General features: G+C 67.6%; 19 protein-coding genes and 2 tRNA genes. 9 read left to right on the forward strand and 12 right to left on the reverse strand.

Annotation, left to right across the window (positions count from 1 at the left end; genetic code table 11):
• Window positions 1-140: 140 nt before the first annotated feature.
• A complete protein-coding gene (locus AC1VVG_RS04840; protein WP_482835315.1) occupies window positions 141-1,451 on the forward strand; it encodes a replication-associated recombination protein A in 1,311 nt (436 codons plus the stop codon).
• A 48-nt stretch (window positions 1,452-1,499) separates the two neighbouring features.
• Here the strand turns inward: AC1VVG_RS04840 and AC1VVG_RS04845 are convergent, their stop codons facing one another.
• Window positions 1,500-1,769, reverse strand: a complete 270-nt coding sequence (locus AC1VVG_RS04845; protein WP_034187351.1) for a DUF2164 domain-containing protein — start codon at window positions 1,767-1,769, stop codon at window positions 1,500-1,502.
• Between the two features lie 250 nt (window positions 1,770-2,019).
• Between AC1VVG_RS04845 and serS the strand changes: the two genes are divergently transcribed.
• Window positions 2,020-3,321 (forward strand): serine--tRNA ligase, encoded by a 1,302-nt coding sequence (serS, locus tag AC1VVG_RS04850; protein WP_034187352.1) that lies wholly within the window; start codon window positions 2,020-2,022, stop codon window positions 3,319-3,321.
• 117 nt (window positions 3,322-3,438) lie between these two features.
• Window positions 3,439-3,529, forward strand: a tRNA-Ser gene (locus AC1VVG_RS04855).
• Between the two features lie 95 nt (window positions 3,530-3,624).
• On the opposite strand, the gene AC1VVG_RS04860 is transcribed toward AC1VVG_RS04855, so the two are convergent.
• A complete protein-coding gene (locus tag AC1VVG_RS04860; protein ID WP_301740614.1) occupies window positions 3,625-4,785 on the reverse strand; it encodes an alkane 1-monooxygenase in 1,161 nt (386 codons plus the stop codon).
• Window positions 4,786-5,330: 545 nt separating this feature from the next.
• On the opposite strand from AC1VVG_RS04860, the gene AC1VVG_RS04865 reads away from it, so the two are divergent.
• The 5 genes from AC1VVG_RS04865 (at window position 5,331) to AC1VVG_RS04885 (ending at window position 8,620) form a co-directional block, all read left to right on the forward strand.
• The gene (locus AC1VVG_RS04865; RefSeq protein WP_482835884.1) at window positions 5,331-5,966 is read left to right on the forward strand and encodes a GNAT family N-acetyltransferase; all 636 of its coding nucleotides are present in this window, start codon (window positions 5,331-5,333) and stop codon (window positions 5,964-5,966) included.
• Between the two features lie 169 nt (window positions 5,967-6,135).
• Window positions 6,136-6,915, forward strand: a complete 780-nt coding sequence (gene minC, locus AC1VVG_RS04870) for a septum site-determining protein MinC (protein WP_034187355.1) — start codon at window positions 6,136-6,138, stop codon at window positions 6,913-6,915.
• Window positions 6,916-6,975: 60 nt separating this feature from the next.
• Complete coding sequence (gene minD / locus AC1VVG_RS04875) at window positions 6,976-7,791, forward strand: septum site-determining protein MinD (protein WP_006486674.1); 816 nt, start codon at window positions 6,976-6,978, stop codon at window positions 7,789-7,791.
• Between the two features lie 12 nt (window positions 7,792-7,803).
• On the forward strand, window positions 7,804-8,058 hold the full coding sequence (gene minE / locus AC1VVG_RS04880; protein WP_006486661.1) for a cell division topological specificity factor MinE: 255 nt from the start codon (window positions 7,804-7,806) through the stop codon (window positions 8,056-8,058).
• 160 nt (window positions 8,059-8,218) lie between these two features.
• On the forward strand, window positions 8,219-8,620 hold the full coding sequence (locus tag AC1VVG_RS04885; RefSeq protein WP_034187356.1) for a YXWGXW repeat-containing protein: 402 nt from the start codon (window positions 8,219-8,221) through the stop codon (window positions 8,618-8,620).
• Between the two features lie 116 nt (window positions 8,621-8,736).
• Here AC1VVG_RS04885 and AC1VVG_RS04890 read toward each other — a convergent pair whose 3' ends face one another.
• Window positions 8,737-10,287 (reverse strand): chloride channel protein, encoded by a 1,551-nt coding sequence (locus tag AC1VVG_RS04890; protein ID WP_069706149.1) that lies wholly within the window; start codon window positions 10,285-10,287, stop codon window positions 8,737-8,739.
• Window positions 10,288-10,457: 170 nt separating this feature from the next.
• Here AC1VVG_RS04890 and waaC point away from each other — a divergent pair, with 170 nt between their 5' ends.
• Entirely contained in the window at window positions 10,458-11,456 is a 999-nt protein-coding gene (waaC, locus tag AC1VVG_RS04895) for a lipopolysaccharide heptosyltransferase I (RefSeq protein WP_034187358.1), read from the forward strand.
• A 20-nt stretch (window positions 11,457-11,476) separates the two neighbouring features.
• Here waaC and AC1VVG_RS04900 read toward each other — a convergent pair whose 3' ends face one another.
• From AC1VVG_RS04900 to rph, 9 genes are all read right to left on the reverse strand, one after another.
• Complete coding sequence (locus tag AC1VVG_RS04900) at window positions 11,477-11,656, reverse strand: hypothetical protein (RefSeq protein WP_034187359.1); 180 nt, start codon at window positions 11,654-11,656, stop codon at window positions 11,477-11,479.
• Between the two features lie 104 nt (window positions 11,657-11,760).
• Window positions 11,761-13,071 (reverse strand): MFS transporter, encoded by a 1,311-nt coding sequence (locus tag AC1VVG_RS04905; RefSeq protein WP_059557142.1) that lies wholly within the window; start codon window positions 13,069-13,071, stop codon window positions 11,761-11,763.
• 311 nt (window positions 13,072-13,382) lie between these two features.
• The gene (locus AC1VVG_RS04910; RefSeq protein ID WP_049034931.1) at window positions 13,383-13,874 is read right to left on the reverse strand and encodes an energy transducer TonB family protein; all 492 of its coding nucleotides are present in this window, start codon (window positions 13,872-13,874) and stop codon (window positions 13,383-13,385) included.
• Between the two features lie 278 nt (window positions 13,875-14,152).
• On the reverse strand, window positions 14,153-14,446 hold the full coding sequence (locus AC1VVG_RS04915) for a hypothetical protein (protein WP_034187362.1): 294 nt from the start codon (window positions 14,444-14,446) through the stop codon (window positions 14,153-14,155).
• A gap of 173 nt (window positions 14,447-14,619) precedes the next feature.
• Window positions 14,620-15,015 (reverse strand): hypothetical protein, encoded by a 396-nt coding sequence (locus AC1VVG_RS04920; protein WP_034187363.1) that lies wholly within the window; start codon window positions 15,013-15,015, stop codon window positions 14,620-14,622.
• A 149-nt stretch (window positions 15,016-15,164) separates the two neighbouring features.
• Window positions 15,165-15,252 (reverse strand) — tRNA-Ser (locus tag AC1VVG_RS04925).
• A 44-nt stretch (window positions 15,253-15,296) separates the two neighbouring features.
• Window positions 15,297-16,511: a radical SAM family heme chaperone HemW gene (gene hemW, locus AC1VVG_RS04930; RefSeq protein WP_034187382.1), complete on the reverse strand. Its 1,215-nt coding sequence runs from the start codon at window positions 16,509-16,511 to the stop codon at window positions 15,297-15,299.
• 34 nt (window positions 16,512-16,545) lie between these two features.
• Window positions 16,546-17,190 (reverse strand): RdgB/HAM1 family non-canonical purine NTP pyrophosphatase, encoded by a 645-nt coding sequence (gene rdgB / locus AC1VVG_RS04935; RefSeq protein WP_175027376.1) that lies wholly within the window; start codon window positions 17,188-17,190, stop codon window positions 16,546-16,548.
• A complete protein-coding gene (rph, locus tag AC1VVG_RS04940) occupies window positions 17,165-17,905 on the reverse strand; it encodes a ribonuclease PH (protein WP_034187383.1) in 741 nt (246 codons plus the stop codon). Before rph ends, rdgB begins: the two co-directional genes overlap by 26 nt.
• Window positions 17,906-18,007: the final 102 nt, after the last annotated feature.

The raw sequence follows: 18,007 nt of genomic DNA on the forward strand, positions 1-18,007 counted from the left end.
CGGCGACGGCGGGCCCGTGTCGTTTCTGCCTGCGGGCATCGGGCGTGGGCACCGGGCGCGGCGGCGCCGTCGCGCGGCTGTCATAATGTCGGGTCCGGCGGCCGGTTCGGCCGCCATCGTTTGATGTGGAGCGAGGGTTCATGTCCGACCTGTTTCAAGTCGAGCCGCGCCGCCCGCTCGCCGAGGCGCTGCGGCCGAAGACGCTCGCCGAGGTGATCGGCCAGACGCATTTGCTGGGCGAAGGCAAGCCGCTGCGGCTCGCGTTCGAATCGGGCAAGCCGCATTCGATGATCCTGTGGGGGCCGCCCGGCGTCGGCAAGACGACGCTCGCGCGCCTCACCGCGCTCGCGTTCGACTGCGAGTTCATCGCGCTGTCGGCCGTGCTCGGCGGCGTGAAGGACATCCGCGAGTCGATGGAGCAGGCGAAGGACACGCTGAACCGCACCGGCCGCCATACGATCCTGTTCGTCGACGAGATCCACCGCTTCAACAAGGGGCAGCAGGATGCGCTGCTGCCGTTCGTCGAGTCGGGTCTCGTGACCTTCATCGGCGCGACCACCGAGAACCCGAGCTTCGAGGTCAACTCGGCATTGCTGTCGCGTGCGCAGGTGTACGTGCTGAAGTCGCTGAACGACGACGAGATGCGGCAGTTGCTGAAGCGCGCGCAGGGAATCGCGCTCGACGGCCTCGCGTTCGACGACAAGGCGATCGATACGCTGGTCGGTTATGCGGACGGCGATGCGCGCCGCTTCCTGAACCTGCTCGAACAGGCGCAGACGGCGGCGACGTCGGCCGGTGTCGCGACGATCGACGCCGATTTCGTCAGCAGCGCGATGACGCTGAACGCACGGCGCTTCGACAAGGGCGGCGACAACTTCTACGACCAGATCTCGGCGCTGCACAAGTCGGTGCGCGGGTCGAGCCCGGACGGCGCGTTGTACTGGTTCTGCCGGATGATCGACGGCGGCGCCGACCCGAAGTATCTCGCGCGGCGCATCGTGCGGATGGCATGGGAAGACATCGGGCTCGCCGATCCGCGCGCGCTGCAGGTGGCGAACGACGCGGCCGAAACCTACGAGCGGCTCGGCTCGCCGGAAGGCGAACTCGCGCTCGGGCAGGCGGTGATCTATCTCGCGTGCGCGGCGAAGAGCAACGCCGGCTACAACGCGTTCAACCAGGCGATGGCGTTCGTGAAGCAGGACAAGTCGCGCGAGGTGCCAGTGCATCTGCGCAACGCGCCGACCAAGCTGATGAAGGAACTCGGCTACGGCCACGCGTACCGTTACGCGCACGACGAGCCGAATGCGTATGCGGCCGGCGAGACCTACCTGCCGGACGGGATGCGCGAGCCGCGCTGGTACCAGCCGGTGCCGCGTGGGCTCGAATCGAAGATCGCCGACAAGCTCGCGTGGTTGCGCGAACTCGACCGCGAGGCCGGCAAGAAGGACTGACCGCGCGTTGCGCGGGCCGGTTCGGCCGCCGCCGCCGCCGCCGTTGCGTCAGCGCTTGCGGCCCGGCTGCTGTTTCTTCCAGTATTCGAACGGCTCCTCGTGGCATTCGATGTCGAGCTCGGCGACGCGCGCATGCAGGCGTTCCTGCGCGTCGGCGATCGCGAGGTTGTAGATCGCCGGTGCGATTTCCTCGACGAAGAAGTGCAGCAGCGCGCCGGCCTGGATGTTGCCGATCGGCTCGTCCATGTTTTCCGTGAAATAGCGTTGCAGCGACGCGATTGCGCGGTCGCGGACATCCTTGTCGAGTTCGATGGTCATCGGGTCCCCTGGGGTGCGGTGAGGCGAAGCCGGGTGCTTCGCCCGATCGGTTGCCGTCCGCCGGCGCCGCGGTTTTGCGATCCGCAACGGTCGGGCATACCGCGATTCGCCGGCCGCCGGCCTACGGGGCGGCAAGGCCATGTTGCCATGGCCGCCGCCCGTTTGGCGCATTGTCCGTTCGGCCGGTGCCGTGGCGGCCGCGCGGTGCGTTAGAATTCCCGTCTTACACAACGATTTTCCAAGTCCTCCCATGCTCGACATCCAGTTGCTGCGCAAAGACCTCGACGGCGTCGCGAAGCGCCTCGCCGATCGCGGCTACACCCTCGACGTCGCCGCGTTTTCCGCACTCGAAGCGGAACGCCGCGCGATCCAGACCCACACCGAAGAGCTCCAGGCGCGCCGCAACAGCCTGTCGAAGCAGATCGGCGCGATGAAGGGGAAGGGCGAGGACACGTCGGCCGTGATGGCCGAGGTCGGCGGGATCGGCGACGACATGAAGGCGTCGGAAGCCAGGCTCGGCGACATCCAGGCGCGCCTGTCCGACCTGATGCTGGGCATGCCGAACGTCGCGCACGAAAGCGTGCCGGTCGGCAAGGACGAAGCCGATAACGTCGAGGTGCGCCGCTGGGGCGCGCCGCGCCAGTTCGATTTCGAGGTGAAGGATCACGTCGATGTCGGCACGCCGCTCGGCCTCGATTTCGAGACGGGCGCGAAGCTCGCCGGCGCGCGCTTCACGATGCTGCGCGGTCCGATCGCGCGCCTGCACCGCGCGCTCGCGCAGTTCATGATCGACACGCACACGCAGCAGCACGGTTATACCGAGACGTACACGCCGTACATCGTGAACCCGGAGATCCTCTACGGCACGGGCCAGCTGCCGAAGTTCGCGGACGACATGTTCCGCGTCGAGAAGGGCGGCGCCGAGAACACGGTCACGCAATACCTGATCTCCACGTCGGAGATCTCGCTGACGAACACCGTGCGCGAGTCGATCGTCGACGCGTCCGCGCTGCCGATCAAGCTGACCGCGCATTCGCCGTGCTTCCGCTCGGAAGCCGGTTCGTACGGCCGCGACACGCGCGGGATGATCCGCCAGCACCAGTTCGACAAGGTCGAGATGGTGCAGGTCGTCGCGCCGGAAACGTCGTACGCGGCGCTCGACGAGATGGTCGGCCACGCGGAAGCGATCCTGCAGAAACTCGGCCTGCCGTACCGCGTGATCACGCTGTGCACGGGCGACATGGGCTTCTCGGCCGCGAAGACGTTCGACCTCGAAGTGTGGCTGCCCGCGCAGAACACCTATCGCGAGATCTCGAGCTGCTCGAACACCGAGGCGTTCCAGGCGCGCCGGATGCAGGCGCGTTTCCGCAACGCGCAGGGCAAGCCGGAGCTCGTGCATACGCTGAACGGTTCGGGTCTCGCCGTCGGCCGCACGCTCGTCGCGGTACTGGAGAACTACCAGAACGCGGACGGTTCGGTCACGGTGCCGGACGTGCTGCGTCCGTACATGGGCGGCATGGCGCGCATCGACGCGCCGGCACAGGCGTCGTAACGCAGGCCTGCGAAGCCCTCGTAAAAAATTTTGCACAAAGGGCTTGTCAGCCAAGAAGAGATCGTTTTATAATCTTTTCTTTCGCGGAAATGACCAAACGCGAAATGCAGTAAGAAAGGAGAGGTGGCAGAGTGGTCGAATGTACCTGACTCGAAATCAGGCGTACGGTTTCCCCGTACCGTGGGTTCGAATCCCACCCTCTCCGCCAAAATACGAAGCCCCTTGATCCGAAAGGATCAAGGGGTTTTTCGTTTTGGGTCCGCGGCCATGCAATGACGGCCGCGGCGCCGTCCCCGGCCGATATCACGCCGCGGCCGGATACTGCGCCAGCACCCGGTCGCGGATCGACGGCTTGATGTTCGATCGCGCCATGTCGCCGCCGTAGTGCGCGACGACGCGCGGATTCATCACGCGATACCAGAGCGGCGGCACGTACGCGAACAGGATCATCGTCGCGTAGCCGGCCGGCAGTTGCGGCGAATCGTCGAAGTGGCGCAGCGCCTGGTACGAGCGCGTCGGGTTCGCGTGATGGTCGGCGTGCCGCTGCAACTGGTACAGGAACAGGTTGGTCACGACGTGATTGCTGTTCCACGAATGCTGCGGCGTGCAGCGTTCGTAGCGGCCGCTCGGCAGCTTGCGGCGGCCGAGCCCGTAGTGCTCGACGTAGTTCACGACTTCGAGCAGCGAGGCGCCGTAGACGGCCTGGATCACGAGGAACGGGATCACGACCTTGCCGGCCATCGCGATCGCGATGCCCCACACGACGACCGTCATCGCCCACGCGTGCAGCACCTCGTTGCGCCAGGTCCACGGCGACCGCCCGAGCCGTTCGAGGCGCGCCTTCTCGAGCCGCCATGCCGAGCGGATGCTGCCGGTCACGGTGCGCGGCAGGAATGCCCAGAACGACTCTCCGTAGCGCGCGCTCGCCGGATCCTCGGCCGTCGCGACGCGCACGTGGTGGCCGCGGTTGTGCTCGACATAGAAGTGGCCGTACGCGACCGGCGCGAGCGTGATCTTCGCGAGCCAGCGTTCGAAGCGGTCGGTCTTGTGCCCGAGCTCGTGCGCGGTATTGATCGAGATGCCCGTCGCGGCGCCGAGCGACAGCGCGAAGCCGACGTAGTCGTACCACGCGAGCGCGTGCGTGCCGACGATCCATACGCACATGAAGAACGCGACGTATTCGACGCAAGTCGCCAGATAGACGATGAACCGGTAATAGCGCTCGCGTTCGAGGTGCGGCACGACGACCTCGGGCGGGTTGTCGCGATCGTCGCCGATCAGCGTGTCGAGGACCGGAATCACGCCGAACGCGAACAGCGGGCCGAACCACCAGAACACGTGAAGGCCCGTCGACAGCGCGAGCTGCGCGGCGAGGATCGGCAGCGTGATCGTCAGTGCGCCCAGCAGCCACAGGTAACGCTTGCCATCCGACCAGCTCGCGGCCGATCCGTCGGTCATTGCCATTGTCTCCCTCCAGTCAGCGGGCCCGATGGGCGGCCGCATGCACGGTTGTTCGAATCCTCGTCGGCCCGCGACACGCGCGGCGCCACCGGATCGTTGCCCGGTTCTGCCTGTTATACGACCCGTGCGCGCGCTTGCCAAACACCGGCGCTAGGCGTGCGACTCCAAACGGAGGGCCGCGCGCGAGTCGCGCCCGAAAGGGCCGGCACGCGCTGATTGAAACATCCGGTGGAGACCGGATCGGCCGGCGCATCCCGCGCGCTGGTCAGACGAATCGGGAGGTGTGGCGTGCGCGCACATCGATCCTGCTCGCCTGCAACAAATGTTGCGTCGCAATAAACGAAGCGACGCGGGCAAGGTCGGAACACGTTTTGGGTTGCTCGTATTACGCAACATTACGGTGGCGAACATGACGGGCGGTGCACTTCGAAACGCGACTGCCGCGCATTGCAAGGCGAACCGGGCGAGACGTCGAGCGGCGAAGCGTCGACGGTTGTCCGTCGATGCGCATCGGCATGCCGATGCTGCACCTGCACACCGATCGGCTCATGTCGCCGCGGGTGACATCTGTTGCCTTTCGATCCGCGCCGTCATTTGAAAATAACGATTTGACTCATGCCCCGCTTTCGGTTGAAGCTAATAGCTTGCTGTCCGAAGGGGGCTGTGCCTGCATGAGTTCGACCTTGACCGTTCGTCGTATCGTTGCCGACCAGGGCGGCGTGTATCGCGAACTCCGCGCCGCATCGCTGCGTGAGCCCTATGCGCCGGGCGAAGCGCCGGAGGCCGAATTGCTGACTGTCGAAACGGACGCGGCGTCGGCGATTGCCGCGCTGCGCGCCGTGTCCGACGAGTCGACGACTTTCCTGCTGTACACCGAAGGCCATCCGGCCGGCATGATCGGCGCGTATTTCGACAACACGCCCGATCGGCGCGCGTTCGTCAGCGAACTGTGGGTCGCGCATGCGGTGCGCCATCTGCGCGGCGGCGTGCTGCTGCTGGAGACGGCTACCGCCTGGCTCGCCGAGCGCGGCGCGAGCGAAGTCTATGCATGGATCGCCGATGCGAACCGCAACGCGATCCGTTTTTACGAGCGCGCGGGTTTCGGCAACACCGGTGAACATGCGCCGGTCGCGCGGATGCCGGGCGCGATGAAATCGCTGTTCGTGTCGCAGGTGAAGCACTGACGCCCCGTCGAAACGCGGGCCGCGCGGCGCGATGAGGGCTCCGCCGCCCGCTTGCCTGCCACCCTGCCGGTCGCTTGCCCGCCCGGGCCGCCGCCACCCCGAGTCCCAAAAATAATGGCCGCACGCGTGGACGCCTGTAAAATACGCAAAAAATTTTTGCAGAGTGTCCATGTCGCTTAAAAAATCGCCATTCTTCGAGCTGCGCAGCGGATCGGTCGATACGTTGCTGTTCACCGTGAAGACGACCGATCTCGATGCGTTGCGTGCCGAACTTGTCAAGCGCTTCGAAGCGACTCCCGAGTTTTTCGCCGACGATGTCGTCGCGATCGACGTCCGCCGCCTGGCTGACGGCGAACGCGTCGCGCTCGCGGACATCCGGCAGATGCTGAACGACGTGCGGATGCGCCCGGTGGGCGTGGTCGCACTGGCCACGCAGGCTTGGGCGGGGGAAGCCGGCCTGCCGCTGCTCGAGGCGCGCGATCGCCGCGTGCCGGCCGCCAAGCCGGCCGAGGGCGCGGAACCGTCGCCGATCGCCGAGGCCGTCGTCGCCGCGGCCGCCGCGGCGACGCCCGAACCGGCGTCGGAGCAGGCGCCGGCATCGAATCAGCCGGGCGGCCAGACGCTCGTGATCGACCGGCCGTTGCGTTCGGGGCAGCAGATTTACGCGAAAGGAGACCTCGTGGTGCTCGCGCCGGTCAGTCACGGCGCGGAGATCATCGCGGAAGGCAATATCCACATCTACGCGCCGTTGCGCGGCCGCGCACTCGCGGGCGTGCACGGCAATCACGACGCGCGCATTTTCTGCACGTGTCTCGAACCGGAACTGATTTCGATCGCGGGTATCTATCGAACAACCGAGAACCCGCTGCCCGCCGACGTACTGGGCAAATCGGTGCAGATCCGGCTCGAAGAGGAAAAACTGATGATCGAACCGCTGCGCCTGACGTAAATTCACGCGGCACGCTCCGGATCGATCGGCTCTCATTGACGAACACAGGGTATTGGGTAAATGGCAAAAATCATCGTGGTGACCTCGGGCAAGGGCGGCGTGGGCAAGACGACGACGAGCGCGAGCTTTGCGTCCGGTCTCGCGCTGCGCGGCCACAAGACGGCCGTGATCGACTTCGACGTCGGCCTGCGCAACCTCGATCTCATCATGGGCTGCGAGCGGCGCGTCGTGTATGACCTCGTGAACGTGATCCAGGGCGAAGCGAACCTGAACCAGGCGCTGATCAAGGACAAGAAGTGCGAGAACCTGTTCATCCTGCCGGCGTCGCAGACGCGCGACAAGGATGCGCTGACGCGCGACGGCGTCGAGAAGGTGCTGAACGACCTCGTCGCGATGGATTTCGAATACATCGTCTGCGATTCGCCGGCCGGTATCGAGGCCGGCGCGCTGCACGCGATGTACTTCGCGGACGAGGCGCTGATCGTCACGAACCCGGAAGTGTCGTCGGTGCGCGACTCCGACCGCATTCTGGGCATCCTGTCGTCGAAGACGAAGCGCGCGACCGAAGGCAAGGAGCCGATCAAGGAACACCTGCTGATCACGCGCTACAGCCCGAAGCGCGTGAGCGAAGGCGAGATGCTGTCGCTCGAGGACATCAGCGAGATCCTGCGCATCAAGCTGATCGGCGTGGTGCCCGAGTCGGAAGCCGTGCTGCACGCGTCGAACCAGGGTCTGCCGGCCGTGCATATCGACGGCACCGACGTCGCCGAAGCGTACAAGGACGTCGTCTCTCGCTTCCTCGGCGAGGACAAGCCGCTGCGCTTCACCGACTACCAGAAGCCGGGCCTGCTGCAGCGCCTCTTCGGCAGCAAGTAACGGAGGCCGCCCATGTCCATCCTTTCGTTTCTCCTCGGCGAGAAGAAGAAGTCCGCATCGGTCGCGAAGGAGCGCTTGCAGCTCATCATCGCGCACGAGCGGGTCGGCGGCCGGCCGCCGGCCGATTACCTGCCGGCGCTGCAGAAGGAACTCGTCGCCGTCATCTCGAAGTACGTCCATATTTCGAACGATGACATCCGCGTGAGCCTCGAGCGCCAGGACGACCTCGAAGTCCTCGAAGTGAAGATCGAGATCCCGCAAGCCTGACGCTTGCCGGTGTCCCTCCGCACGGCGGCCCCCGCCGTCGTGCGCGTCTTACGCCCTGTTGCACTTTCGGGCACGCCGTAACACGGCGCCTGTCGGCCGTAACCGCCCCTCCCGCATTGAACGAATACGCTCGCGTTATTTGTTCAACCAGGAGGTTGTGATGGCTGTCTCATCTGTTCAACGTCGTATCGTTTCGCTCGCGCTGTTTGCCGCGGGCCTGTCAGCCGTCGTCGCACCGTTTGCCGCGCAGGCGGACGAGATTCTCGTCGGCACACCCGTGATCGCGCCGCAGGGCCGTGTGGTCGTCGCCGAGCCGGTTGCCGTGCGCACCGAGGAGATCGTCGTCGTTGCGCCGAATGCGCCGCCGCCCGTGCGCTATGAGGTCGTGCCGACCGCGCGCGTGGGCTACGTGTGGGAGCGCGGGCACTGGCACTGGGACCATGGCCGCTACGTGTGGATCGGCGGCCACTGGGAAGCCGAGCGCGTCGGCATGCAATGGGTGCCGGGCCACTGGGACCAGCGCGGTCCGAACTGGTTCTGGACCCGTGGCCACTGGGCGTGACGGAGGCGCGTGATGAGAAGAACCGTCATCGCCGTCGCGCTCGTCGCGATCACGCTGGCCGGGTGCGTCGTCGTGCCGGCGCGGCCCGTCTACTACCGGCCTGCACCGGTCGTGATCTACTGAGCGTCGCGCGGGCCCGGCTGCGCGGGGCCACTCGCGCCGGGCGCGGCCGGTTCGGTGCCGTCCGGAGCCGGCGCGTGCGCCGTGGGGGCGCCCGGCGTCGCAGCGACAGCCTCGTCGCCGTCTTCGTCGCGCAACGTGTCGAGCGGATCGGCGGGCGCGGCAGCGGCGTCCTGCGGCTCGGTCACGCCGGTCGCAGCCGCCGTGCTCGCCGCCGATGCCGCGGCGGGTGCGGCGGCCGCCGCGGGCGGCGCGAGATAACGCTGCGCGAGCGTTTCGTAGAGCGGCGGCGCGAAAAAGCGCGAGACCCGGCTCGACACCAGCGCGGTCGCCATCAGCGAAATCACGAGCGCATGGCCGTTGATCATTTCCATCACGATCACGAACGACGTGATCGGCGACTGCGTGACGGCCGCCAGATAGCCGACCATCGCGAGCGCGATCAGCATCGGCAGGCTCATGTTGTTGAACACGACGTGCAGCAGGTTGCCGAACCCGGCGCCGATCGACAGCGACGGCGCGAAGATCCCGCCCGGGATGCCCGGCAGGTACGACGCGACCATCGAGATCATCTTCAGGAACGGATAGAACACCGACAGGTGCTGGCTGCCGTCGAGCAGGCCGCGCGCCTCGGCGTAGCCGCTGCCGAAGGTCGTGCCGCCCGACACCAGGCCGACGACGGCGATCGCGAAGCCGCACAGCGCGGCGAACGTGATCGGCCGCTCGCGATACAGGCCCAGCAGCCGCGCGGGCAGCCAGCGCCCCGTGTTCAGCAGCAGCCAGCAGAACAGGCCGCCGGCGATGCCCGTGACGATCGCGGTGACCAGCACCGCGACCGCCAGCAGCTTCGGAAAGTGGAGGCCCGTGTCGATCGTGCCGAAGTACGTGTAGTTGCCGTTCAGGCCGAGCGCGACGACGCCGGCGAGGATGATCGCGGTGATCAGCACGCCGCTGGCGCGCGCGGAGAAGCTGCGCGTCAGCTCCTCGATCGCGAACACGATCCCGGCGAGCGGCGTATTGAACGCGGCCGACAGCCCGGCCGCCGCGCCGGCCAGCACGAGCTGGCGTTCGATCTGCGCGTTCGAGCGCGGGTAGAAGCGCCGCAGGTTGAACATCAGCGCCGCGCCGACCTGCACGGTCGGCCCCTCGCGGCCGATCGTGAAGCCGCCCAGGATGCCCAGGAACGAAATCAGCACCTTGCCGAACAGGATGCGCAGCGTCAGCAGCCGGGCGCCGAACGCGCTCGGGCGCGCATGCAGCGTCGCGATCACCTGCGGGATGCCGCTGCCTTCGGCGCCACGGAAGAACCGGCGCGTGAGCCATACCGACGCGGCGGCGATCGCGGGCGTCAACAGCAGCGGCAACCATGCGGCGTGCTCGCGCATCGCGCGGAAGGACTCGTAGCCCCAGTCGATCAGCCGCGCGTAAAGTACGGCTGCCAGCCCGACGACGATCGCGCCGAGCCAGAAGACGCCGTACTGGCGCCAGATTCGCAGCGAGCGGCGGGTGAGGGCGGGAAACAGGGCGGGAAGCGCGGGGCGTGGCATCGGCGGGGCCATCAGGCAAAGGATCGATTATAGAAAGAACCGGGGCCGCGCAGTCGGGTGACAATGTTTTGCAAGGTTGTAGCATTTCGTTGCAAATGTAATCAGGAAGTAATGTCCGCGACGGGCATCCGTCGTTAGCATCCCCAAATGGCTGGCTCTTCCCCGCAAACGTGAAACGCATCCTCATCGTGAAAGTGACGTCGCTCGGCGACGTCGTCCAGACGCTCCCTGTCGTCGCGGACCTGCATCGTGCCTTTCCCGGCGTGGCGGTCGACTGGGCCGTGGACGAATCGTGTGCCGAGGTCGTGCGCTGGCATCCGGGCGTGAGCGCCGTGCTGTGCGCGCCGCTGCGTCGCTTCAAGAAGCTGCGGAACGTCGGCGACCTGAAGGCGATCTCGGCGTCGATCGGCGCGTTGCGCGCGCATCGCTACGATGCGGTCATCGATCTGCACGGGGTCTACAAGAGCGCGATCATCTCGGCGCTGGCACGCGCCGCGCGCCGTGTCGGCTACCAGACGCAGGATCTCGGCGAAGCGGGCGCGCGCTTCGCGTATTCGCATCGTTTCGGCCCGCGGCCGGATTGCGACGCGTGGCACGGGATGCGCGTGAGCGCCGGCGAGGCGCTCGGCTACCGGCCCGAAGGCATCGCGTCATACGGCATCGTTCCGCCGCAGGACGCGAACCTGCCGCCGGCCGTGACCGACGGCGGACCGTTCATGCTGCTGTTCCATGCGACGTCGAATCCCGACAAGAAATGGCCGGCCGACCATTGGGCCGCGCTGGCCACGCAGATGATGGCGAGCGGTGTGCGGGTGCTGTTGCCGTGGGGATCGAGCGCCGAGCGTGACGATGCGCAGGACATCGCCGCGCGCGCGCCGGGCGCGATTGTGTTACCGGCGATGACGGTGCGCGAACTTGGTGCGGCGCTCGGCCGGGCCGCGCTGGTGGTGGGGGTCGATACGGGGTTCGTCCATATGGCGCATGCGCTGCGGCGGCCGACCGTGATGATTTTCGTCGCGACGTCGCGCCACCATTGCGGGATCGGCGGTGCGCCGAACGCGTTGTCGATCGGCGAGCCCGGCGCGATGCCGTCCGTCGACGAGGCGCTGGATGCGATCGATGCGGTCGCCCCTGCCTATGGCGCGCAGCGCGCGCGACTGACCGCCTGAAAGCCGGGCCGCCGGCCGGTTCAGGCCAGCAGCGCCTCGACCGTGATGACGGCGGCGACAGCCGCCAGATTCGCCAGCAGCGCCTCGAACACGAGGCCGCGCCACGTCTTCGGCCGGAACCGCAGCGCCAGCAGCAGCGCGCCACCCAGCGCGAGTGCGAGGATCAGGACGAGATCGGCATTGCCGAGGCGGATGGTCATGGCGGCGGCTCCTTTCGGGGCGGGATCCCCGGGCGCGCAACGGCGCGCCCAGGATCGAGTATAGGCAGCGCCTGCCGCCGCGCAACCCGGGTCGCCCCGGAGGCTCAGACGAGCGATGCGTCGCGCGTTTCGCGCATCAGCAGCACGCCGATCAGGCTGATCGCCGCCGCGATCGACACGTAGCCGCCGACCCACGACAGCCCGCCGCGCGCCGCCAGCAGCTGCGCGATATATGGCGCGATCGACGCGCCGAGGATCCCGCCGAGGTTGTATGCCACGCCCGCGCCCGTATAGCGGACGTTGGTCGGGAACAGCTCCGGCAGCAGCGCGCCCATCGGTGCGAACGTCACGCCCATCAGGAACAGTTCGATCGTCAGGAACAGCGCGACGAGCGGCATCGAGCCGCTGCCGAGCAGCGGCTCCATCGCGAAACCCGACAGCAGCGCGGCGATCGCACCGGCGATCAGCACCGGCTTGCGGCCAAAGCGGTCCGACGCCCAGGCGGACAGCGGCGTCGCGAGCCCCATGAACACGACGGCAAGGCACAGCAGCCCGAGGAAGCTCTGGCGCGGAATATGCAACGCCGTCACGCCGTACGACAGCGAGAACACCGTCGAGATATAGAACAGCGTATAGCAGACGACCATCGCGAGCGCGCCGAGCAGCGTCGGCTGCCAGTGTTGCGTGACGAGCGTCGCGACCGGCACGCGCACGCGTTCGTTGCGCTCGAGCGCGGCCTGGAACGCGGGCGTCTCGGTGATCTTCAGCCGCACGTACAGGCCGAGTGCGACGAGTACCGCGCTGACGAGGAACGGAATGCGCCAGCCCCAGCTGCGGAACTGTTCGTCGGACAGCGACAGCGCGAGCGCGAAGAACAGGCCGTTCGACATCAGGAAGCCGACCGACGGCCCGAGTTGCGGGAACATCCCGAACCAGCCGCGCTTGCCCCGCGGCGCGTGCTCGGTCGCGAGCAGCGCCGCGCCGCCCCATTCGCCGCCGAGGCCGATGCCCTGGCCGAAGCGCAGCACGCACAGCAGCACCGGCGCGAGCGTGCCGATCGCGTCGTAGCCGGGCACGAAGCCGATCGCGGTGGTCGACACGCCCATCACGAGCAACGACGCGACGAGCGTCGACTTGCGGCCGATGCGGTCGCCGAAGTGCCCGAACAGGAACGAGCCGATCGGGCGGGCAATGAACGCGATGCCGAACGTGACGAACGCGGACAGCGCCTGTGCGGTCGCGGAACCATGCGGGAAGAATACGGGGCCGATGACGAGCGCGGCGGCCGTTGCGTACACATAGAAATCGTAGAACTCGATCGCGGTGCCGATGAAGCTCGCGAACACGATGCGCCGGTGGCTGACGGCGCCGGCCGAACCGGTTGCGTGAGCAACGGTCGGGGGGGATGCGGACATGGATGTCTCCGTTTTGTCGTTGGGGCGGTTGGCCGGGGGTGCGGCCGGACAGGCGGGCGCCTGCCGGGTGCGGCCGAGCGGATGATGCGGGTGCTGCGGATGACGCGAGGGCGGCGTGGACGCGCGCCGTGACGCGGACGTCACCCGCCGGTCGACGATGGAGACGGGTAGGTCGCCGCCGCCCGGTGCCGGCGTGGTCGGCTCGCGTGCCGGGTGGAGCGCGCGAACGCGCGCGCGGCGTGATGGCCGCGCGGGTGCGGAAAATTATAGCCAGCGCCGCCGCAGGCCGGCAATCGCGCGGCGGCGGCGCGTCAGTCGATCGATTGCGCCTGCGCGGACGCCGTGCTTTGCAGCTGGAAGTGGCCGTCGTCGTTGAAGAGCCAGCCTTCCATCAGTTCGAGCCGGCCGTTGCCGTCGAGCAGCCGCGACGGCGGCGCCGGCAGCGGCGTCGAGCGGCGCAGCGATGCGAGGGCGAGCGCTTCGGCCTCGCTGTCGCCGTTGCTGCGATAGACGGACGCGTTGACGAGACGGCCACTGCCGTCGACGGTGAAGGACACGACGACGAGCGATCGGAGCATCGCCTGCGGCGTGCCGCGCAGCATGCCGGACGGATTGCGCTCGGCGACGCGGTGCGCGACTTCGACGCGATACTGGTCGAGGTTGCCGCTGCGGACGATCGACGGAATCGTCAGCACCGAGTGTAGCGACGAAGGTGGCGTGATCGTGCACGCGGCAAGCAGGGCGGCGACGGCCAGCGCGGCAACACGCAGCCGGGCGACGCGCGGACGGAGAGGGGGGCGCATGAGGTGACGGCCGGAAGGGACTATAAAAAAATGATAGGCGTCCCGGCGCGAGACGATATGGGGAGAAACGCATAGCGCGCGAGGCCGGACACTGCGTTCGCCGATGATGACGGCCGGGCGGTCGCATCGCGCATCGCGATGTAACGCGACGCGTGGCGGCTGCGTGCGTGGCGCAAGGTTGAACGGCACGCCGCGATCGTCCGGCCGGGCATGACGGCCCGCCGGTGCGCACCGCGGCCAGCCGGCCGCGCGATCGCCCGCGAGGCCTTTCACCGGGTTCAGAAGCCGTGCGTGACGAGCGACAGTACCGACAGGTCGGGGTGCGTGCCGTCGATGATGCTCTTGCCGATGTGCACGGCTTCATGGACGGCCTCGTCGACGGTCGCGAAGCTTTCCTCGCCATCCGCGTGAAACGCCACGGCATGGCCGGGCAGCGCGGGGTTCGCGCCCGGATGGCACACGTAGCCGGTGTAGGTATGGCGCGTGTCGCTGCCGGGCGCGGCGGCCGGCACGACATGGATCTCGAAGCCTTCGTAATCGACGGGTTGCGTCGCGCTCGACAGTTCGGTCATGGCGATCTCCGTGTGCCGCGCGCAGGGGTGGCGCGTGCGGCATCGAGTACGCGGCGGCGGTCGTGTCGCCGTGTTGAACGAATTCTAGGTGATCGCGGGGCAGGCCGGGAGGCTTCCGGCGCGGCATTCGGGCACGTTCCGTCCCGATTGGAAGCGGCGCGTGCGAGGCGGCGTCATGGCTTGCAGCGCGCATCCTTGCGCTGCACGACGATGATCACCGGGTATTTCTGGCCGTGGTCGAGTTCCACGCGCGCGACGACGGTGAGCGTCGCCGGATCGGAATCGTCGTACACGCTGACCTGTTCGTTGCGCAGGTAGGTGACGCCGGTGCAATTGGACGTGCGTCCGTCGTCCGACACCTTGCACTGAAGATCGTTGTCCTTCAGGTAGTTGTACGGTGCCGGGCTCGCGAGGTATTCGCTCAGGCCGCGCGGCGAACCGCCGACGCCGCTGACGGTTGCGATCGCGCACGATGCCTGCGCGCCGCTGCCGGACGCGGTGTCGGCGGCCGCATGCGTGCTGACGGCGGCCAGCATGGCGACGAGCGACGAGACGATGAGGGGCTTCATGAAGTGGGTTTCCCGTTTCGCGAATCGGAGCGCGGGATTGTAACGGCATCCGGCGCGACGCGTCGGAACGTGAGGAGCACGCACGCACGGGCAAACCGCCAAACAAAAACCCCGTCATTCGATGAATGGACGGGGTTGGGCGAACTTCCTGGCGGAAGCGGTGAGATTCGAACTCACGGACAGTTTCCCGTCGCCGGTTTTCAAGACCGGTGCCTTAAACCGCTCGGCCACGCTTCCACACGAGGCGGCATTGTAACCGAAATGCCGCCGCGTTCATCCCGTCAATCGTCACGCAGGAACAATTCCTGCAGGTCGTTGAGAAAACGCTGGCCGAGCGGTGTCGGCGCGATCTGCGCGAAATCGCGCGCGATCAGCCCGCGTCGCTCCGCTTCCTGCAGCGCCGGCTCGATCGTGCTCATCGGCAGGCCCGTACGCTCCGCGAAACTGTGCACGGGGAAGCCCTCGACGAGCCGCAGCGTGTTCAGCATGAACTCGAACGGCAGGTCGCGGGCGCCGACTTCGCGCTCTTCCTGCACGGCCGTGCCGGCCTTCGCCTGCTCGATGAAGGTCGCCGGATGCTTGTAGCGCGCCTGCCGCAGGATCCGGTTCGGGAACGACAGCTTCGTGTGCGCGCCCGCGCCGATCCCGAGGTAGTCGCCGAAGCGCCAGTAGTTCAGGTTGTGCTTGCACTGATGATTCGGCTTCGCATACGCGGACACCTCATAGCGTCCGTAGCCGGCCTCGGCCGTGCGTGCGTGGATCCACTCCTGCATGTCGGCCGACGCGTCGTCGTCGGGGACGACGGGCGGGAACTTCGCGAACAGCGTGTTCGGCTCGAGCGTCAGGTGATACAGCGACAGATGCGGCGGCGCGAACGACAGCGCGGTCTCGATGTCGGTGCGGCATTCGTCGAGCGTCTGGTTCGGCAGCGCGAACATCAGGTCGAGGTTGAAGTTGTCGAAGTTCTTCGCGGCGATCTCGACGGCCGCGCGCGCCTGCGCGGTATCGTGAATCCGGCCGAGCGCCTTCAGGTGCGTTTCGTTGAAGCTCTGGATGCCGACCGACAGGCGGTTCACGCCGCTCGCGCGGAACTGCGCGAACTTCGCGGCCTCGAACGTGCCCGGATTCGCCTCGAGCGTGATCTCGGCATCGGCGTCGAGCGGCAGCAGCGCGCGCACGTCGGACAGCATCCGGTCGAGGCCGGCCGCCGACAGCAGGCTCGGCGTGCCGCCGCCGATGAACACGGTATGCACCTGCCGCCCCCACACGAGTGGCAGCGCCTGCTCGAGATCGGCACGCAGCGCATCGAGGTACTCGGTTTCCGGGAATCGTTCGCCTTTCCATTCGTGCGAGTTGAAATCGCAATACGGGCACTTGCGCACGCACCACGGGAAATGCACGTACAGCGCGAGCGGCGGCAGCGACGTGAGCCGCACCTGGCCGGGCGACGTGAAGGTCGCGACGACGCGCGCGCCGGTTTGCGCGGCCTGGCTCATGCAACCCCCTGCGGCGAACGGGTAACGGGCATGCTCATGCTTCCTCCGCGAGCCGCGCCAGCAGCGCCTTCAGCGCCAGCGCGCGATGGCTGTGCGTGTTCTTCACGGCCGGATCGAGTTCCGCGGCCGTCGCGCCGAGCGCCGGCAGGTAGAAATACGGGTCGTAGCCGAATCCGTGCTCGCCGCGCGGCGTATCGACGATCTCGCCGGCCCAGCGCCCTTCAGCGAACAGCGGCTCGGGATCGTCCGCGTGGCGCACGAGCGCGAGCACGCAGCAATAGTATGCGCGCCGGTCGTCGACCCCGCGCAGCTGCTCGACGAGATACGCGTTGTTCGCCGCGTCGCCCTTGTCGCGGCCCGCACGCTGCGCGTAACGTGCCGAATAGACGCCCGGCGCACCGCGCAGCACGCGCACGCACAGGCCCGAATCGTCGGCGATCGCCGGCAGCCCGGTGAGCCGCGACGCGTGACGCGCCTTCGTCAGCGCATTCTCGATGAACGTGCCGAACGGTTCTTCCGCTTCGGGCACGGCGAGATCGCCCTGCGGGACGATCTCGATGCCGACCGTCGCGAACAGCGCGGTGAATTCGCGCAGCTTGCCCGGGTTGTTCGACGCGAGGACGATGCGCGACAGCGGCGCGAGGGTACGATCGTCAGGCATGGCCGGCGCCCAGGACATCCTTCTGCAGTTGCACGAGCTCGGCGATGCCACCCTGCGCGAGGTCGAGCAGCGCATTCATCTCGGCGCGCGAGAACGGCACGCCCTCGGCCGTGCCCTGGACTTCGACGAAGCCGCCGGCGCCCGTCATCACGACGTTCATGTCGGTGTCGCACTGCGAATCTTCCGCGTAGTCCAGGTCGAGCACCGGCGCGCCTTCGTATACGCCGACCGAGATCGCGGCGACGTGGTCGGTGATCGGCGAGCGCGCGAGCTTGCCGGCCGCGATCAGCGTCGACACGGCATCGTGCGCGGCGACGAAGGCGCCGGTGATGCTCGCGGTGCGCGTGCCGCCGTCGGCCTGGATCACGTCGCAGTCGATGTGGATCGTGCGCGGGCCGAGCGCCTCGAGATCGAACACCGCGCGCAGCGCGCGGCCGATCAGGCGCTGAATTTCCTGCGTGCGGCCGGTCTGCTTGCCGCGCGCGGCTTCACGGTCGCTGCGCGTGTGCGTCGCGCGCGGCAGCATCCCGTATTCGGCGGTCAGCCAGCCTTGCCCGCGCTCGCGCAGGAACTCGGGCACGCGTTCGGAGACGCTCGCGGTGCAGAGCACCTTGGTGTCGCCGAATTCGACCAGCACCGAGCCTTCGGCGTGTTTCGTGTAGTGGCGCGTGAGGGCGACCTTGCGCAGTGCGTCGGCGCGGCGGCCGCTCGGGCGGGAAACGGAAGACGTCATGGGGAAATCGCGGAAGGAGAGGAAACCCCGATTTTAGCGCCGAACGGCGGGCTTGCCCGGCGGGGTGGTCCGCAAAAATGGGATAATGCGCGCTTCCCGCCC

It is taken from the genome of Burkholderia sp. L-4 (assembly GCF_056856535.1).

Excerpts from the sequence above, each read along its gene's own strand:
- AC1VVG_RS04845 (WP_034187351.1), bottom strand. The coding sequence starts at position 1,769 with ATGACCATCGAACTCGACAAGGATGTCCGCGACCGCGCAATCGCGTCG.
- AC1VVG_RS04885 (WP_034187356.1), top strand. The coding sequence starts at position 8,219 with ATGGCTGTCTCATCTGTTCAACGTCGTATCGTTTCGCTCGCGCTGTTT.
- AC1VVG_RS04920 (WP_034187363.1), bottom strand. The coding sequence starts at position 15,015 with ATGAAGCCCCTCATCGTCTCGTCGCTCGTCGCCATGCTGGCCGCCGTC.
- rdgB (WP_175027376.1), bottom strand. The coding sequence starts at position 17,190 with ATGTCCTGGGCGCCGGCCATGCCTGACGATCGTACCCTCGCGCCGCTG.
- AC1VVG_RS04890 (WP_069706149.1), bottom strand. The coding sequence starts at position 10,287 with ATGCCACGCCCCGCGCTTCCCGCCCTGTTTCCCGCCCTCACCCGCCGC.
- serS (WP_034187352.1), top strand. The coding sequence starts at position 2,020 with ATGCTCGACATCCAGTTGCTGCGCAAAGACCTCGACGGCGTCGCGAAG.
- AC1VVG_RS04860 (WP_301740614.1), bottom strand. The coding sequence starts at position 4,785 with ATGGCAATGACCGACGGATCGGCCGCGAGCTGGTCGGATGGCAAGCGT.
- rph (WP_034187383.1), bottom strand. The coding sequence starts at position 17,905 with ATGACGTCTTCCGTTTCCCGCCCGAGCGGCCGCCGCGCCGACGCACTG.
- AC1VVG_RS04865 (WP_482835884.1), top strand. The coding sequence starts at position 5,331 with ATGTCGCCGCGGGTGACATCTGTTGCCTTTCGATCCGCGCCGTCATTT.
- AC1VVG_RS04905 (WP_059557142.1), bottom strand. The coding sequence starts at position 13,071 with ATGTCCGCATCCCCCCCGACCGTTGCTCACGCAACCGGTTCGGCCGGC.
- AC1VVG_RS04910 (WP_049034931.1), bottom strand. The coding sequence starts at position 13,874 with ATGCGCCCCCCTCTCCGTCCGCGCGTCGCCCGGCTGCGTGTTGCCGCG.
- AC1VVG_RS04840 (WP_482835315.1), top strand. The coding sequence starts at position 141 with ATGTCCGACCTGTTTCAAGTCGAGCCGCGCCGCCCGCTCGCCGAGGCG.
- minC (WP_034187355.1), top strand. The coding sequence starts at position 6,136 with ATGTCGCTTAAAAAATCGCCATTCTTCGAGCTGCGCAGCGGATCGGTC.
- AC1VVG_RS04900 (WP_034187359.1), bottom strand. The coding sequence starts at position 11,656 with ATGACCATCCGCCTCGGCAATGCCGATCTCGTCCTGATCCTCGCACTC.
- minD (WP_006486674.1), top strand. The coding sequence starts at position 6,976 with ATGGCAAAAATCATCGTGGTGACCTCGGGCAAGGGCGGCGTGGGCAAG.
- AC1VVG_RS04915 (WP_034187362.1), bottom strand. The coding sequence starts at position 14,446 with ATGACCGAACTGTCGAGCGCGACGCAACCCGTCGATTACGAAGGCTTC.
- minE (WP_006486661.1), top strand. The coding sequence starts at position 7,804 with ATGTCCATCCTTTCGTTTCTCCTCGGCGAGAAGAAGAAGTCCGCATCG.
- hemW (WP_034187382.1), bottom strand. The coding sequence starts at position 16,511 with ATGAGCCAGGCCGCGCAAACCGGCGCGCGCGTCGTCGCGACCTTCACG.